Source organism: Kitasatospora sp. cg17-2 (genome assembly GCF_054031055.1).
Window position 1 is genome coordinate 173,454 of the sequence record NZ_JBSSXW010000002.1, and the last position, 15,738, is coordinate 189,191.

Annotated in this window: 14 protein-coding genes and 1 pseudogene; 4 read left to right on the plus strand and 11 right to left on the minus strand. The window is 73.2% G+C overall.

What is annotated here, in order from left to right; all coding sequences use genetic code 11:
- Nucleotides 1-24: 24 nt before the first annotated feature.
- From ACW14Y_RS41555 to ACW14Y_RS41600, 10 genes are all read right to left on the minus strand, one after another.
- The gene (locus tag ACW14Y_RS41555; protein WP_456988684.1) at nucleotides 25-729 is read right to left on the minus strand and encodes an HAD family hydrolase; all 705 of its coding nucleotides are present in this window, start codon (nucleotides 727-729) and stop codon (nucleotides 25-27) included.
- Nucleotides 726-1,499 carry a thymidylate kinase gene (locus tag ACW14Y_RS41560; protein WP_456988686.1) on the minus strand — a complete coding sequence of 258 codons (774 nt, stop codon included), beginning with the start codon at nucleotides 1,497-1,499 and terminating at the stop codon, nucleotides 726-728. The genes ACW14Y_RS41555 and ACW14Y_RS41560 overlap by 4 nt, the downstream gene beginning before the upstream one ends.
- A 71-nt stretch (nucleotides 1,500-1,570) precedes the next feature.
- The gene (locus ACW14Y_RS41565) at nucleotides 1,571-2,686 is read right to left on the minus strand and encodes a DegT/DnrJ/EryC1/StrS family aminotransferase (RefSeq protein ID WP_456988688.1); all 1,116 of its coding nucleotides are present in this window, start codon (nucleotides 2,684-2,686) and stop codon (nucleotides 1,571-1,573) included.
- Entirely contained in the window at nucleotides 2,683-3,747 is a 1,065-nt protein-coding gene (locus ACW14Y_RS41570) for a radical SAM protein (protein WP_456988690.1), read from the minus strand. The genes ACW14Y_RS41565 and ACW14Y_RS41570 overlap by 4 nt, the downstream gene beginning before the upstream one ends.
- On the minus strand, nucleotides 3,737-4,459 hold the full coding sequence (locus ACW14Y_RS41575) for a thymidylate kinase (protein ID WP_456988692.1): 723 nt from the start codon (nucleotides 4,457-4,459) through the stop codon (nucleotides 3,737-3,739). Before ACW14Y_RS41575 ends, ACW14Y_RS41570 begins: the two co-directional genes overlap by 11 nt.
- On the minus strand, nucleotides 4,456-5,274 hold the full coding sequence (locus ACW14Y_RS41580; protein ID WP_456988694.1) for a class I SAM-dependent methyltransferase: 819 nt from the start codon (nucleotides 5,272-5,274) through the stop codon (nucleotides 4,456-4,458). The genes ACW14Y_RS41575 and ACW14Y_RS41580 overlap by 4 nt, the downstream gene beginning before the upstream one ends.
- Entirely contained in the window at nucleotides 5,271-5,711 is a 441-nt protein-coding gene (locus tag ACW14Y_RS41585; RefSeq protein ID WP_456988696.1) for a phosphoribosyltransferase, read from the minus strand. The genes ACW14Y_RS41580 and ACW14Y_RS41585 overlap by 4 nt, the downstream gene beginning before the upstream one ends.
- A 117-nt stretch (nucleotides 5,712-5,828) precedes the next feature.
- Nucleotides 5,829-6,449 (minus strand): GTP cyclohydrolase I, encoded by a 621-nt coding sequence (folE, locus tag ACW14Y_RS41590; RefSeq protein WP_456988698.1) that lies wholly within the window; start codon nucleotides 6,447-6,449, stop codon nucleotides 5,829-5,831.
- A 48-nt stretch (nucleotides 6,450-6,497) separates the two neighbouring features.
- On the minus strand, nucleotides 6,498-7,235 hold the full coding sequence (locus ACW14Y_RS41595) for a 7-carboxy-7-deazaguanine synthase QueE (RefSeq protein ID WP_456988700.1): 738 nt from the start codon (nucleotides 7,233-7,235) through the stop codon (nucleotides 6,498-6,500).
- Nucleotides 7,232-7,693 (minus strand): 6-pyruvoyl trahydropterin synthase family protein, encoded by a 462-nt coding sequence (locus ACW14Y_RS41600; protein WP_456988702.1) that lies wholly within the window; start codon nucleotides 7,691-7,693, stop codon nucleotides 7,232-7,234. Before ACW14Y_RS41600 ends, ACW14Y_RS41595 begins: the two co-directional genes overlap by 4 nt.
- Before the next feature lie 220 nt (nucleotides 7,694-7,913).
- Between ACW14Y_RS41600 and ACW14Y_RS41605 the strand changes: the two genes are divergently transcribed.
- Nucleotides 7,914-9,101 (plus strand): helix-turn-helix domain-containing protein, encoded by a 1,188-nt coding sequence (locus ACW14Y_RS41605; protein WP_456988778.1) that lies wholly within the window; start codon nucleotides 7,914-7,916, stop codon nucleotides 9,099-9,101.
- 261 nt (nucleotides 9,102-9,362) lie between these two features.
- Here the strand turns inward: ACW14Y_RS41605 and ACW14Y_RS41610 are convergent.
- Nucleotides 9,363-10,988: pseudogene (locus ACW14Y_RS41610) on the minus strand (FkbM family methyltransferase); the annotation flags it as partial.
- 950 nt (nucleotides 10,989-11,938) lie between these two features.
- Between ACW14Y_RS41610 and ACW14Y_RS41615 the strand changes: the two are divergent.
- From ACW14Y_RS41615 to ACW14Y_RS41625, 3 genes are all read left to right on the plus strand, one after another.
- Entirely contained in the window at nucleotides 11,939-13,279 is a 1,341-nt protein-coding gene (locus tag ACW14Y_RS41615) for a transcriptional regulator (protein ID WP_456988704.1), read from the plus strand.
- Nucleotides 13,280-13,786: 507 nt separating this feature from the next.
- Nucleotides 13,787-14,956, plus strand: a complete 1,170-nt coding sequence (locus ACW14Y_RS41620; protein ID WP_456988706.1) for a protein-L-isoaspartate O-methyltransferase family protein — start codon at nucleotides 13,787-13,789, stop codon at nucleotides 14,954-14,956.
- Between the two features lie 82 nt (nucleotides 14,957-15,038).
- On the plus strand, nucleotides 15,039-15,551 hold the full coding sequence (locus ACW14Y_RS41625; RefSeq protein ID WP_380305522.1) for a GNAT family N-acetyltransferase: 513 nt from the start codon (nucleotides 15,039-15,041) through the stop codon (nucleotides 15,549-15,551).
- Nucleotides 15,552-15,738 lie beyond the last annotated feature (187 nt).

Here is a 15,738-nt window from a genome sequence, read left to right on the forward strand (position 1 = left end):
TCCTCTCGGACGGCGCTGGCGCCGTCATCGGGTCGGGTCGTGGAGCGGGGGGTCGGCTCGCCGGGCGGCGCCAACCTGAGGTGTCGACGGGGCGCTGCTCACCGGGGCGAGGTGGGCGCCGGCCATGGTGAGCACTCGCATGCCCGCCGCGCGGGCGGCGGCTACGCCGGCGGAGGCGTCGTCGACGGCCAGGCAGCGCCTGGGCGTGATGCCCAGGCGGCGGGCGGCGGTGAGGAACAGCTCCGGGTCCGGCTTGCCGCGGGCGGCGTCCTCGCGGGCGACGACGGCCGCGAATTCGCCGCGCAGGCCCAGCGCGGCCAGGCCCGGGCCGACGAGCTGCCGGCTGGCACCGGAGGCCACGGCGCACGGCAGGCCCGCGGCCCGTGCCCGCCGCAGGAGTTCTGCGGTGCACGCGATGGGCGTGATCGTGTGGACCTCGGCCAGGAGGTGGGCGCGGCTGCGCGCGATGACCTCGTCGTGGGGCAGGACCCGGCTGCCGGGCAGCGCCGCCAGCAGGTCGCCGATGGACAGCCCGACGTACCGGGCGTACCAGTCCGCATCGAGGGCGACGCCGTAGGACAGCAGGGCGGCGCGCAGCGCTTCCTCGTGGCTCTGCCGGGTGTCGGCGAGGGTGCCGTCGAAGTCGAGGATCAGGGCGCCGGTGTCCTCACCGAGCGCGGGAACGCAACTGTGCCCGCCCGGGCACGGCGGCGGGCTGCCCGGGTTCATGCCGCTGCCGTGGTGACGGCGGGCCGGTGGCAGCACAGGCACGCGGCGCCGGGCCCCTGCCAGGGTTCGGTGAGGCAGTCCAGGTCGACGCCGGCGTCGTGGATCCAGGTGCGGATCCGGTCGGCGGCGTCGTACTCGTCGACGTGGCGGCGGTCCACGACGCGGTAGCGGACGGGGTCGGTGGCGGCGAGCCTCTCGAAGAGCGCGGACGCCTCGCTCATGAAGCGGGCCTGCTCGCCGGTGAAGACGCAGCGGTCGCGCCGCTGGGCGCGCTTGAGTGCTTCGGAAGGGTCGTCGGTGACGAGGATGGTCAGGTCGGGCAGCGGCCGCCAAGAGGCGGCGAGGTCCAGCAGGTCGGTTGCGGTGCGCAGGGCGGCGTCCTGGTCGTCTGGGTGCAGGAGCAGGGCCTGGCACACGGCGGTGGTGTCGACGCTGCGGCCCTCCACGACGGCCCGCCCTTGGGCCAGGTCGGGCAGGACGGTGTCCAGATCGTGCCGCTTGATGGCCATCAGGAGCAGGGCCTCGGCCATCGGGGTGCCGCCGCGCAGGAACGGGTCGCCGATGCTGGCCTGGCGCAGCGCCTGCAGGAGTGCCTCGCCGAGGCCGGGGCGGCCGTCGGCGCGCTGGGAGAACTCGTCCAGCATCACCGGCTTGGCCTCGAGGGTCTCGACGGCGCGGTTGGTGAGGTAGGTCTTGCCGACGCCGTTGAGGCCCTCGGCGGAGATCAGCGGGCCGCGGCGGCAGCGCCCTTGATGCGGTGCGGTGGTCATGCTGCGGTGTCCCATCGGGGAGGGCGGGCCGCCGCCGCGGGTGCGGCGGCCCGGGCTGCGGGGGTGTGCGGTCAGCCGCTCCATGCGGCGCTGGCGTGGGTGATGGCGGCGGCGTAGCGGTCGAGGACTGCTTCGTCGTTGTGGTCGGTGAGGACGACGGCCAGGGTGCGCTCCAGGATCTGGGCGGCGCCGCGGCACGGCGGTCGGGCGCCGCCACTGAACATGGGGCGCGTGTCGCACGGGACCAGGCCAAAGGTTCCGGTGGAGTTCGGCACGCCGATCCGGGCGAGGTGTTCGGCGAACGCGCGCGGGCGCGGCAGGCCGATCGCCAGGAGCGGGGAGTGGTGGTTCCACGTCTCGTCGGTGGCCGGGTGGATCGGGGTGAGACCGCGGGCACCGGCCAGGGCACGCAGCAGGTACGTGCTCTGGGCGCGGCGGCGTTCCAGCAAGGCCGGGAGGCGGTGCAGGTTGGCGTGGGCGAGTGCGGCGAGGGGCTCGGCCAGGCGGAAGTTGACGGCGAGGTGCTGCTGGGGCCGGTCGCCGGGCGGCGGGGTGAGCCAGTGCCCGCGAAAGGCCCGGGCCCGGGCGGCGAGGTCGGCATCGTCGGTCACGACGAAGCCGCCCTCCCCGCTCCAGAGGATCTTGCCGTCCTTCATGCTGAAGCACCCGGCCGTGCCAGCCGTGCCGGCCGTGGTGCCGGCGCGTGAGGTCCCGGCGGCCTGGGCGGCGTCCTCTACCACGGCCAGGTTGTGGCGGGAGGCGAAGGCGGCCAGGGCGGCCGGGTCGCCCGTCCGTCCCCACAGGTGCACCGGCACGATCGCCTTGGTGCGGGCTGTGACCTTGGCGGCGGTGTCCGCGTAGTCCACGTCGAGCGTGGTGGGGTCGCTGTCGATGAACACGGGGGTGGCGCCGAGCTGGACGACGGGCGCGGCGGTCATGATCACGGTGAGCGCGGGCACCAGCACCTCGTCGCCGGGCCGGATGCCGGCCGCGAACAGCGTGGCGTGTAGCGCGGCGGTCCCGGAGTTCACCGCGATGGCGTACCGGGTGCCGAACACGTTGGCCAGGTCGCGTTCGAAGGCGTCGACGCACGCGGCACGGGCCGGATCGGGCATGCGGGCCAGCGCCTCCAGCACCCGGGCCCCGAGAGTATCCGCCGCGGGCAGCGTGGGCAGGGGGCTGCTCATGCCCCCACCTGGCCCAGGAGGCGGGGCATGCCGAGCACGAGCGGGGTCATGTTGACGCAGTCCCGGGAGAAGTGGGAGCAGTCCGTGCACGCCGGACGGCCCTCGAACAGGGTCCGCGCGTCCGCGCCGGCGATCGTGCGCCGTGCCTGGGGCGGTGTCGCGGCGATCCGCCGGTCGGAGGGGCAGTCCCACACCGAGCCGTCGGGCTGGACGAAGAACAGCTGCGCCCCGCCGAAGCACTCCTGGACGCGGCCGCTGTCCTGGGTGGCGATCGAGTCGAGGAACTGCCGGGTGTAGCCGGGGCCGGGCAGGGTGAGGTTGCCGGGGTCCTGCTGCAGGCGCAGCAGCTCCTGTTCGACGGCGGGGACGTCGGCGGCGGTGTGGCAGCGTTCGGCGAAGAGTTTGTGGTCGGGGGGCAGGGAGATGGGCTGCGGGACGTAGTAGTCGACGCCGATCTCGGCGGCCAGGCGGGCGACGTTGGTGATCTCCTGGGGGCGCTCGCGGATGACGACGGTGTAGATCCCGACGCGGGGGCCGGGCCCCAGTCCCCGTTCGTCCAGGAGGGTGCGGATGCCGGCCAGGACGTGTCGGTGGCCGACGCGCCCGGACCGGGAGGGCCGCAGCCGATCGTTGACGGCCGCGTCCGCGCTGTCGAGGGACACCGAAACGCCGTCGACGCCGAGTTCGACGAGCGTGCGGGCGATGCCGGGCCGGGTGAGGGGCACGCCGTTGGTCGCGATGACGACCTCGCATCCGGCGTCCTTGATCGTCTTGATCAGACTGAGGGTGGGCAGCCAGTCCAGCGGCTCGCCGCCCGCCAGGACGACCCGCTCGACCGGCGAGTGGGCCAGGGTGCGCGCGAACGCCTCCAGGTCGGTGCGGTCGAGGTCGCGCACGGGAATGTGGGAGAGCAGGCCCACCTCCTTGGGCGGGCCGACCTTGTCGTCCGCGAGCTCGCCGAAGTAGCAGTGCGGGCAACCGAAGGAGCACGGGGAGCGCAGCGCCCACAACAAGGTGATGTCGCGCCCCCGCGGCGGCCGGGGCCGGGTGTCAGGCCGCACGGGTGACCTCCCGGTGGGCTTCGGCGGCGAGGACGGCGTCCTCGACGGCCTTCGCGGCTTCCTCCGGGCCGCACCCGCTCACGTCGACGATCGTGTACCGGTCGGGTTCGGCGGCGGCGAGCTGCCGGTAGAGCCGGCCGGTGTGCTCGATCACCGCGCGGGCGTCGGGCGGGACGGCGCGGCCGATGCGCTCGGCGAAGCGGGCCGCGCACACGTCGCTGTCGCCGACCAGCAGCACGGTGGCGTCGGGCATGGGCCGCCAGCGGCGGGCGGTGGCCAGGATCCGCTCGGCGATCGTCAGGGCGGGCGTGGCGGGGTGCTCGGCATGCAGGATCGAGGTCTGGCACACGGCCACGCTGTCCACGCCGCGGTCCTCCAGGACGACTTCCACTCCGTCCGGCCAGGCTGCGGTCAGGCGCTCGGACTCGCGGAACTTCAGCGCGAGCAACGCCAGCGTCTCGGCGACCGGGTGCCCGGTGCGCAGGCACACGTCGCCGCCGGCGGCGAGGGCGGCGATGACCTGGCCGGGCAGGGAGTCGGCCGCCTGGTCGGTCAGCTCCTCCAGGCGCAGGCAGCGCGGGCCGAGCGCCGCGGCTACCGCGCGCACAGCGGTGCTCTTGCCGACCCCGTTGATGCCCTCGACGCTCACCCACAGCGGCCGCCCCGTCCCGCCGGAGGTGCGGCGGGGCCGGGGAACGGTGGTGGTGTTCATGCCGGCCTCCGGCACACGAACAGCAGCTCCGTCGCCCGGTCGGGCACCGCGATGGAGGAGACCGTGTCCAGCAGCGCCTTCGGCACCCGGGAGGTCAGGTGGCGGTACCAGTCGACCGCGCCGGGGCCGAAGCGCTCCTCCAACTCGGCGGCGATCTCCTGCGGGGTGGGCGGCAGCAGTCCCATGACGTCCTCGACGACCAGGCCGGCGTCCGCGACGGCGCGCTCGACCTCCTCGCGCGACCACTCGTAGACGTGCACCCGGTACTGCAGCGGGCGCGGCGGCGGCCCGAACGCCTGCGGCGTGGACAGATACAGCACCCCACCAGGGGCGAGCGCGGCGCCGGTGAAGGCCAGGCTCTTGACGCCGAGTTCATAGGGCAGGTGCTCCAGCGCCGAGGTGTAGATCGCGACGTCGAACGGCGGCAGGTCCGGCGAGGGCTCGGAGACGTCGCACTGGAGGAAGTCGACGGGGAACGGGCTGCCGTAGTGCCCGCGCAGGGCCTCCAGTCGGGTGCGGGCCTCGGTGAGGTTGTCCGGGCTGATGTCCAGGCCGACGTAGCGGGCGATGTTCGGGGCGTAGCGGTGCAGCAGCGGCAGGGCCAGGCCGCGCCCGCAGCACACGTCCAGGACGTTGGCGCCCTCCGGGGACCGCTCGGCGGCGATGAGATGCTGCATCAGGTTCATCAGCCCCGACGGCTTCGCCTCGCCCACGGCGAGCGCCCCGTAGAAGTCGTCCATCTGGTTGGTGCTGTACGCCCCGATCATCGGGGTGCCGGGTCGGGTGCGGTGCTGCTCGGTCAGCTCGGTGGTCATGCGGTCCCCTCCCAGGGGAAGACGATCCAGGTGTCGTAGAGGGCGGCGATGTGGTCGATGGCGTCTGCGGGCTGGGCGTCCTGCTGCCAGTTGGCCCGGTTCACGGCGAGGACCGCGGTGTGCACGCGGGCGGCGCCGAGGTCGCGGAGCAGGTCCGCGGTGTGGGCGAGGGTGACACCGGAGCCGGCGATGTCGTCGACGAGGAGCACGTCCAGGCCCCGCAGGTCGCCGAGCGAGGCGGGGTTGCGGACGTCCGGCAGCGGGTTCTTGTCCGCGTTGACGCCGTCGCCCATGGTGCGGACGACCTCGACGGTGCGCACGTCGCGGATACCGAGGCGGTGGGCAAGCCACACGGCCGGGACCATGCCCCCGCGCAGGACGGCGACCACGGCCTGCGGCAGCCCGTCGACGCTCACCCGCTCGGTGAGGACTTGCACGGCGGAGTCGATATCGTCCCAGGTCAGGTGGAGAGGCGTGGGCGGGGCAGTGTCGTGCGTCGGCGCCGTCGGCGGCGTGTCCATCGGATCCTTCTCCTCGGTCAGTGGGGCGGTATCTCAGGCCGCGCGGTGCCGGGTGGCGATGGTGAGGAACTGCTGGCTGAGCACGGGGTCGCTCTCGAAGCGCCCTCGGGCCTGCAGGGTCGTGGTGCGGGCGTCCTCCATCCGCACGCCTCGCATGCTCATGCACAGGTGCAGGCCCTCGACGTGGACAGCGATGTCCGGGCTGCCGACCGCCTGGGCAAGGTGGTCGGCGACCTGCGCGGTGAAGCGCTCCTGGACCTGGAGCCGACCGGCATAGTGCTGCGCGATCCGGCCGAACTTCGACAGGCCGAGCACCTCCTCGCCCGTCAGGTAGGCGGCGGCGATTTTCAGGTGCATCGGCAGCAAGTGGTGCTCGCACTTCGACCAGACGCTGACGCCGTCGACGAGGACCATCTGGCCCACGAGCTGCGGCTCGGGGAAGCACGCCGCGTCCGCGGGAGCGGGCGACAGGAAGGACGCCCATGAGGCGGCGGCCCGCCGCGGGGTGCCGACCAGGCCGTCGCGGGAGGGGTCCTCGCCGAGCGCGACGAGGAGTTCGGTGAACAGGGACTCGATGCGGGCGGTGTCGATGTGCGGCCGGGCCGGGGCGGCTTCGATGCCGGCCGGGCGGGCGGCGAGGTCGGTACTCGTCACGGTGCGTCCTCTTCTCGGAAAGGGGCGGTGGCGCCCGATGTGGGGGGCTCAGCGGCCGCTGGCGTTCTCGAACGCGAGGGTGTGCAGGCGGGGGGTCAGGTTCCAGCGGCGTGCGGCGACCTGGTCGGCGATGGCGCGCAGTGTCGCGATGACGGCTTCCGTGGTGGTGCCCTCCGGCATCACCCACACCTCGGCGAACTGGTGCTCCTCGACGAGCTCGGCGATCCGGTCGAGGTCGTCCGGGCCCGACGCGACGAACTTGAACGCCGCCCGGCCGCCGGCCGCGAACGCGGCGAGCACCGCTGCGACGAGGCTGCGGCTCTCGTCCTCTCCGAAGCTGGCCAGCTTCGGAGAGACGTTGAACCGGACCCCGTCGACGAGCAGTTCCGGCATCGGCATGATGGTGCCGTTGGTCTCGAACTCGATCCGCTTGCCGGCCGCGAGCAGTTCGCGCACCAGCGGCAGCAGGCGCCGCTGCTGGAGCAGAGGCTCGCCGCCGGTGATCACGACCAGCTCGACCGGCGAGGACAGTGCCCACTGCGCCAGTTCCCGCACCGTCTTGCGGCTGGAGACCTCGCGCGGGTCGTACCGGCTCCAGTCCCACGTCTGCTTGGTGTCGCACCTGAGGCAGGCCAGGTTGCAGCGCGAGAGCCGAATGAACAGGGCCGGCCGGCCGCCGCTGGGCCCCTCCCCCTGGAAGGTGGGCACCTCCACACCGAAGCACTCGGCGATCAGCAGCGTCCCGTCGGCGGATGCCTGTATGCCGGGCAGGCTCAGCACGGTCACCTGTCGGCCAACTCGAAGCGGGCCCAGCTGCTCGCGGTCTCACGCACCCGGACGGCGGCCAGGCGCGCCGGGATGCCGGGCTGGACGTGCTCGATGAACCAGCCGGCCAGGTACTGGGCGAGGAGCTCCGAGGTGGGTTCGATGGGCAGGACCTCGTGGAGGTTGCGGTGGTCCAGCACGCCGTCCAGGAACACCTTGAACGGCTTGAGGTCGGCGAAGTCGGTGACGAAGCCCGGTGCGACGAGTGCGTCCGCGGGCGCGGCCAGTTCGACCTCGACGGTGTAGCTGTGCCCGTGCTGCCGGGAGCACTGGTGCTCGGGCGACAGCCCCGCCAGCCGGTGGCCGGCCTCGAAGGTGAACGACTTGCCGATGCGGAACGTGCCGGGCGGCATCTCGACGGCAGGCAGGGAAGCGGACAGGGCCATCATCTCCTCAAGGCGGGCGGCACTGGGCCGCATGAAACGGCGCTCGGCCAAGCCCAGCGGGCGGGAGCCCAGCTGTGGTTGGAGAGCCAGCCGAGCGACCCCGGGCAATCGGTCGCCGGTTCTCTACTCGATCGGGCGGAGCACTATCTGACACCCGCTCAGGTGAATCGGGCAGGGCAGGTTAGGTGGGCAAGTTACGGGCGTCGGGTAGGCTCATTGGCCTTCGCAGACGTCCAGTTGAGGGGGCAGGACGATGGAGAACACGGCCTTGCAGCAGGCCAGGGAAGTACGGGGCTGGACCCAGGAGGCGGTGGCCACCCGTGTACACGCCTGGTGCCAGAAGCGAGGGCTGGATCCAGGAAGTTTTGACGCCACCACTGTCAGCCGCCTTGAATGCGGTCGCATCAGGTGGCCGCGGGACGAGGTGCGGCAGGCGCTGCGGGCAGTCTTCGAAGTGGAGACCGACGCGGAGCTCGGCCTCGTCGGCACGCGCCGGCCGCGAACCCGGAACCGCGAGGTGAGTCCGACGCAACGCCGAACCTTCCTGTCCCTGGGCGCGGCGACCGTCCTGCCCGGCACCGCGGCGTCGCCGTCGCGGCTCGGAGCCGACGACGTACGCCGCCTCGACAGCCACACCACCGCACTGGAGGAATGGGACCGCCGTTCCGGCGGCCGTGCGACCCGGCACTTCGCGGGCCTGGAACTGCGGCGGGCGATCGACCTCGGCTCCGCCTCGATGACGCCCACCGTCCGCACCGCCTGGAGCGGCTCCGTGGCGCGGCTGGCGGGCCTGTACGCCTGGACCACGTTCGACGCCGGCGAGAAGGGCGCCACAGCCGCCTTCGACCTGGCGCTCGACGCCGCCAGGGAAGCCGGCGACACCCTGGCGTACTGCCACATCGCCACCAACGCCGCCCGCCAGGCCGTCCACGAAGGTGACGCCGAGCGGGCGCTGGCACTCACCGCGTCCGTCTCCGAACCGCACCCTCCCGCCGTCCTGGCGATGACCTGTGCCGTCACCGCGCAGGCGCTCGCGCTCAAGGGCGAGATCCGCGCCGTCATGCGCTCCGTCGCCGCAGCCGAGGACCACGCCTTCCGAGCCGGCGACAGCGCGCAGGAGGGCTGGCTTCGGACGCTGACGCCGGCCAAGCTGCGTTCCGACCTCGGGTACGCCCTGTACCGGCTGTCGGCGACCACCGGCCACCTCTCGCCCGACGTCGTTCCCCAGCTGCGGCGCACGGCGGATGTTTCGGCAGCTTCCCAGCCCAGGGCGAAGGCGATGGGCGCGGCGCGCCTGGCCACCCTCCTCGTCCGGCAGGGCGAAGCGGACGAGGCACGCCACCACGCCGCGGTCGCCGTCGACCTGGCCGCCGCAGTGGGATCGGCCCGGCTCGATTCCGCCATCGCCGAGATGCGTGCCGCCACCGTGCGGTCGACGTAGCGCTCCTGGATCACGACGTCCGCCCAGGGCCAGGCGCAGCCGGCCGTCCGCGTGCAGGGAGTGCAGGTCGAGGCGGACGCGGTCGGTCGCGGCCCGGCGCCGGGCCTCCTGCGCGACCAGGGTCGTCCGCGCGCGGTCCTCCACGGTCCCGGTGCCGTCCAACGCCAGCTGCCACGTCCCGCGCAGGGCGGCGGTGAACTCCTCGGGGTCGGCCGGCATGTCGACGACCGTGAGTCCCGGGTGCGCGATGGCGACCTCGGCACGCTCGGCTGCGCTGTCGTCGACCAAGACCAGCGACTCCACCGCGAAGCCGAGTTCCCCGGCGATCTCACCGACGGCGACGGACTTCGGGCCCCAGCCCGCTCGCACCACCGTGAAGTCCCCCAGGCCCAGCGGCATGTCCGGGTGAGCGGCGAACACCGCCTCGACGTCGGCCGGGTTGTTGCGCGAGCACAGGCACAGCACCCGCCCGGCCCGCAGCTGGGCGCGCAGCGCCTCCTGCACGCGCCGGTAGGGGCCGCCGGTGTCCACGCTTTCGGGCCCGATCTCGCCGCACACCCCGCCCCACAGCGTGTTGTCGCCGTCCACGACCACCGCCTTGGCCACCGCCCGCTGATCGGCGGTCATCCGGCGCAGTACCGCCTCCGCCCGCGCCAGCACCGCGGCCGGCTCCCCGGCCCGGGCGGCGGCCGCCAGGTGCGGCGCCTCGATCCAGGTCAGGCCGCGGGCCTCGACGGCCTGACGGGCGATCCGCGTCTCGGCAGGCGTCGCACCGGGCGCAGCGGTCAGGAACAGCGGCAGGCCCGAGGTCTGGGCCCAGCGTTCGGCGGCCGCGATCTGGCGTCCCATCCACGGGGCCTCGGCGCGTTCGGTTCCGGGCCGCAGGCCGTACAGCATGTGGATCTCTGAGCCGGCGAACAGCGGGTCCTGGTCGACGACCGTCTCGAAGCCGCGGCTCTGGAGGAGGGCGCGGAGCCTGTCCACCCGTCCGTCCAGGTCGTGGACCTCGGCGACGACCTGGACGACGAGGGGCCAGTGCTCGTCGTCGATCCCGGCGAGGACGTCCTCCTCCGCGCGCTCGGTGTCGATCTTCAGGAGGTCGATCCGGCCCACGGCGCTGCTGCGGATCCAGTCCGACAGGCGGACCACCGGAACCATGAGCTCCTGCCGGTCGGCCGTTCGGGCCAGGGCCGTCGGATCCAGGGCCTCGGCGGTGGCTGCCCGAAGGCCGGCGGTGAGCCCGGGAAGAGCCTCGGCCTGGTGGCGGGCGTACTGCCGCACGATGTGCCGATCGCCCTCGGCGTCGGCGTAGAAACCGGACTGCAGCGACGACCGCGGGTAGAACGTGAGCACGCTGTCGCCGGCGCTCGCTCCGGCCGCGGATCGGGTCACCGTGCCGGTGATCCCGTAGAGGCGCATGTTCGCTTCCAGGGCCCGGGCCACGACGGGGACCGGCTCGAAGGCGTGCACGGTGACCTTGCTCGCCTGCGCGGCGGCGAACAGCGCGAACATCCCGATGTTGGCGCCGACATCGACGACGAGGTCGCCGTCGCACAGCCGCAGCCCGTGCCGCAGGTACAGGTTGCGGGTGACGATCTCGTCGTAGAGCTCGCGCGTCTCGTTCGCATTCGCCTCCGCGATCGGGCGGCCGTCCGGCAGCGTCCCCAGGTCCGCCTCCGGCGCGCCCGAGCCGCCCGCTCCTTCCTCGGGCCTCGGCTGCGGGAGACTGCCCAGGCCCTGCTGGAGGACGACAAGGTTCGCTCCCCACGCCGCCGGCCGGAGCTCCCCTTCCGCGGGCGCCGGTGTCTGGATCTCCTCGGCCTCGACACGGTGCGCCGTGACGGGCAGCCCGACGGCGTTGCCCCAGCCGGACAACGCCGCGGTCATGTCCGCGAAGCCCGTACCTCCCAGCAACCGGACCTCGAAAGCCAGCGGCCGGATCCGGCCCGCAGCCTGTTGCGCTGTCAGGTCCGGCACTGCGGCCAGACCGTGCAACACGGTCTCGACCCGGTCGGCGAACGCCCGCAGGACGCCTTCGTCGGCGACGCCGGGCAGAGAGCTGAACGTCCACTCCCATCCCCCCGGAACGACGCACACAGAGCAGGCGAGCGGGGACAGCGGCGCAGGCGAAGACGGCCCGGACACCGAGAAGTGGAACGCCGGCAGGGCAGCGGCCCCAACCAGGTGCCGAAGGGTCGCCAGCCCCCCGGAATCAGCTGCCGCCCGCGCCGACGGGCCGGACGTCCACCGTGTGGAGAGCTGCCGGATCGAGGACTGCGGAAGAACCTGGAGGGCCTCAACACGCAGGGGCCCCCCAGCCTCGGTGGTGCCGCACGCCACCCGCACATCCTGGCCGCCGGTGCAGACCGCCAGGACGACCGCGAACACCGTCCGCGCGAGCAGGCCGGCATCCGAGCCGTTCGCTGCCCCTGCGAACCCGGCGGGCCGGCGGATGACGCACGAAGTGGTCACCGGAGCCGGCCCCGCACCGGAGGCTCCAGGAGCGGGGTGCGCCAGCAGCCGCCCGAGGTCGACCCGTTCTGTCCGTGGAGACTCCACTCTTCCCCCTTGTCGACGCGTACTTCCCGAACCTCACGCCAACCCGGCGCTCCAGGCAGCCGGGCCGCCTCAGCCGGGGACCGCACCATCAGCGCTGCGGATGCACCGGCCGGCCGCCCTCAAGGAGACCGCCAGCCGGGGGGAGCAGGAAGAGCGCGGACGTCATCCCGAGTGGCCTTGCGGTCATCCAGCGGTCATCCACCTCTCGCGCGCACTCCCGCGAACGCCTCCGCCCAGGGACACTTGAACGGCCGGTCCGACAGCCGAGGGGAGCACCGTTGAGCGAGGTCGGGGATCGACTCGACTACCTCGTCGCCCGCCACGGCGGAAAGGCAGAAGCGTTCCTGAAACGGATAGCCGCCCGTCACAAAGCCTTGGGATTCGGCGGCATGGCGACCAACAAGCAGAAGCTCCACCGCTGGAAGCGCGGCACCCGACCGGACACACACGCGCAGATCGCGCTCGCCGATCTCCTGAACGTCCCCCGACACGACGTTGTGGAACTCGGCTGGCCGGCCTGGCTCCACCGCGCGATTCCCGATGCCCTACTCGCACCGCACCGCGCGACCCCCACCGCGCTGAAGGCCCCACGAAAGGCCGGTGACACCGTGGAACGCCGTCGCTTCATGATCACAGCCGCCGCCAGCGGCATGGCCCTCGCCCTCGCACCCGTCGTCCCAGCCACGGCGGGCACCGGCCGCCGGGTCGGCGACGGCGTCGCCGCCCTTCACGAGCAACGACTGATCGCCCTACGCCACCTCGACGACATCGTCGGCTCGGGCCACGTCTACAACGCCGCGGTCAACGAGTTCGACATGATCGCGGGGGCGCTGCGCACCACGTCCTACAGTGAGGCCACCGGTCGGCGTCTGCTCGCCGCCGCCGCCGACGCACAGCGGGCGGCCGGCTGGACCGCATACGACAGCGGGCACCCGGAACGCGCGGAAGGGCACTTCGCGGACGCAGCCGAGGACGCACTCGCCTCCCAGAATCCGGAAGTCCTGGCCACGACCCTCTCCTTCTGGGCCATCAAGGTGTATTCGACCGGTTCCCCCCAGGAGGCCGCTTCGCTGGTGGAGGCCGCGAAGGTCCACGGTCGTGCGACCGGATCCGCCCGGATGCTCGCGATGCTCCACGCCCGGGCCTGCCGGGCCCACGCCCGGGCGGGCGACGCGCGCGCATCCGACCGGGAGGCGAACGCGGCCCTGGATGCCTACAGCCACGCCATTCCGCTCGCCGACGATCTGCCGTCGCTGTACTGGGTCAACCTGGGAGAGATCTACCAGCTCCTCGGCAGCTCGGCGCTCAACCTCGGCCATCCCGCTCGTGCACTGGACCACTTCCAGCATGCCGCCACCGTGGGCGTGGCCGAGCTTCGGGAGAGTTACGACGGTGACTCCTTTCCTCGTGGGGCCGCCATCTACGAAGCGCGCGCCGCAGAAGCACACCTCGAACTCGACGCCATCGAACAGGCCGTAGCGGTTGCCCACCGTGCCGTCGAACACATGGGCGGCGTGAACTCCGCCCGCGGCAGCACCGCACTGGCCGATCTCCGAACCAGACTGCGGGTACATCAGGGAGTCCCGGAGGTCAGAAGCTTCCTCGAGTTCACCGCGTGACCGGGCGTCGCACCCGTCCCAAGGCGTGGACCGGCAGCTCGCCGTGAATCCTTCAACACTCATGTCCGGTTAGCTGGGCCAAAGGGGCCAGCACACTCGACTGCCCGAGGTCGCCCACCTCGCCTGCGCCACCGCCAAGGCCGGGCGTGCCACTTTGCCTGGTCGAAACCCACACCCGGAAGTCCACCAACACCGCCGCCCTCGTGCTGGGCCACTACCACCTAGTACTCCAGGTCAACGGCCGACGCCACCCTCCGGCGCTGCTCGGCATCACCAACGACCGGCTCACCCGACCCGAAACGCAGTACTCCGCCCACCCCGCCCCGCCGTGGGGCAGGCTTCGCCACGCCCGCACCTTTCGCGCCGACCACCGCCCGAGTAGGAGCATCGCTTGCCGCCCACCCATTCGATCGCCGCCGGCCCGCTCATCTGCCGACAAGGCTGCCCCGCCGGACGCGACCGGCTCACTCGCGCAGTGCAGTACCAGGGGTTCGAGGCGGACGGCCGGTGACCGAGACGAGCAGCATCCCCACCCCGGCCGCTATGGAGGCCCCTGCCCGATCTGCCTTCGGTACCGCGCTCGCCCAGGAGCCCGGCGTGCACGACCCCGCAGTTGTCGAAGCGATGACCCGGGTGCCCCGTCACCTGCTGATGCCGCGCCTGTTCGCTCCGCTCGGCAGTGACCGACCCGCCCGGCGCTGGCGTCTCGTGGACCTTGGAGACGAGCCCGAGCTGCACCTAGCCGTCTGCTACGGGATGGACCAGGTCGTCGTCCAACTCGACGGCCGGCCAACGGGCCCGCTCATGGCCGGGGACGAGTTCACCGGCGTCCCGAGCGGGCAGAGCTCGGGCGCGGGCCTGCTGGCCGTCACCCTCCAGGACCTCCGCCTCGCACCGGAGGACTGCTTCCTGGAACTCGGCGCGTGCACCGGCTACCTGAGCGCGGTTGCCGCCGACCTGACTGGCCGGCAGGCGACCGGCGTGGAGATCGACCGGGAGCTGGCGCGCGACGCCGCCCAGCGGCTGGCCGCCCTCGGCGCGGACGTGCGGATCGTGGTCCGCGACGGACTGCGCGGTGTGCCGGAAGGCCTATGGGACGCGGTTGCCGCCTCGTTCGCCGTCCGCCGCATTCCCGCTGCCTGGCCGCGCCGCCTCGCCCCGGGCGGCCGGCTGCGCACCACCGTCACCACCGGTGCGCCCGGTTGGCACGCCACCGCCCTCGTCCACCGCGACGAGCACGGAACGCTCTCCGGCCGACTCACCGCGGAACTGTGGGGGCACGTACCGGACCGGGCCGGCGGGTGGATCCCGCTGCCGCAGGCGCCGGCCGACGGCGGGCGCCGGCGCTCCGCGGTCCTGGCGCCTCCCGTGCCGTTCGAACGCGGCTTCTGGGTCGCGCTCGCCCACAACCTGCCCGGGGTACGACGAGCCTGGGGCGCCCCCGGCTCCGAGGACGACATCGTGCTGGTCGCCCGGGACGGGTCCCGGGCCGCCGTCGCGCGGGACGGCTCGCGCGTCGTCGAGCGGGGCCCGCGGAACCTGTGGCAGGAGGCCGAGGAGCTCCACGCCCGCTGGACGGCGGCCGGCAAGCCGGTCGAGTACCGGCTGGAGTTCACCGGCCCGGTACAGCGGGTGGTCGGCGGCCCGGGGCTGAGCTGGGAGCTGCCGATGGGCTGAACGCCATCGAGCAACGCACTGTCGATGCCCGCCGCTTGTGCCTGATCCGCCTGCGGCCCACCGCCTTGAAGGAGGCTCCGCGATGACACCGATCCCTGTCCGTCCGGCCACGCCCGCGGACGCCGAGGAACTGCTGCGTCTGCGCGTCGATGTCCTGACCGGCCGTCCGGCCACCGATGCCTGGCGCACCACCTTCCTGGCGGACATGCAGGCCCGGCTCGGGACCGACCCGCAGTTGCTCGCTTTCGTGGCCGACGCCGGCGACGGCACGCTTGCGGCGTGCGCGATCGGCGTCGTCTACCGGGGCTACGAGGGCCCCTCCTACCCCGGCGGCCTGTGGGGACGGGTGCACACCGTCGTCACCGATCGGCCCTACCGGCGCCAGGGACTGGCGGAGGCCGTCACCCGCGCGCTGGTCGGCGCGCTCCAGGACCGGGGCTGCTCCTCCGTCGAGCTCATCGCCACCCACGAAGGACTCCCGCTGTACGAGAAGCTCGGCTTCGACCCCGCCGCCCACTACCTGACGCTACGCCACCCCCTGCCGCCCGCCCCGGCCGACGCTGCCGGGCCCCAGAACGCGGGTGGGGCCGCGTGAAGCGGCGCCGGCACGGGACGGTCGCAGCGGGCGAACCGTCCCCGAGCGAGCAACTCCTGTTCGGCGGCCCCATGCGCTACGACGGCGGATTCGTTCGCCACGAGGACGCCGGCGCGCAAGCAGGCCTGTGGACGGTCGCCCGGCAGATCCCCGGCATGCTGCGCCTGGCCTGGGTGCTCGCCTGGCG

Bases quoted from the DNA above. Each gene is read 5' to 3' on its own strand.
- ACW14Y_RS41555 (WP_456988684.1), bottom strand. From the start codon at position 729: ATGAACCCGGGCAGCCCGCCGCCGTGCCCGGGCGGGCACAGTTGCGTT.
- ACW14Y_RS41560 (WP_456988686.1), bottom strand. From the start codon at position 1,499: ATGACCACCGCACCGCATCAAGGGCGCTGCCGCCGCGGCCCGCTGATC.
- ACW14Y_RS41565 (WP_456988688.1), bottom strand. From the start codon at position 2,686: ATGAGCAGCCCCCTGCCCACGCTGCCCGCGGCGGATACTCTCGGGGCC.
- ACW14Y_RS41575 (WP_456988692.1), bottom strand. From the start codon at position 4,459: ATGAACACCACCACCGTTCCCCGGCCCCGCCGCACCTCCGGCGGGACG.
- ACW14Y_RS41580 (WP_456988694.1), bottom strand. From the start codon at position 5,274: ATGACCACCGAGCTGACCGAGCAGCACCGCACCCGACCCGGCACCCCG.
- ACW14Y_RS41600 (WP_456988702.1), bottom strand. From the start codon at position 7,693: ATGCGGCCCAGTGCCGCCCGCCTTGAGGAGATGATGGCCCTGTCCGCT.
- ACW14Y_RS41605 (WP_456988778.1), top strand. From the start codon at position 7,914: ATGGAGAACACGGCCTTGCAGCAGGCCAGGGAAGTACGGGGCTGGACC.
- ACW14Y_RS41625 (WP_380305522.1), top strand. From the start codon at position 15,039: ATGACACCGATCCCTGTCCGTCCGGCCACGCCCGCGGACGCCGAGGAA.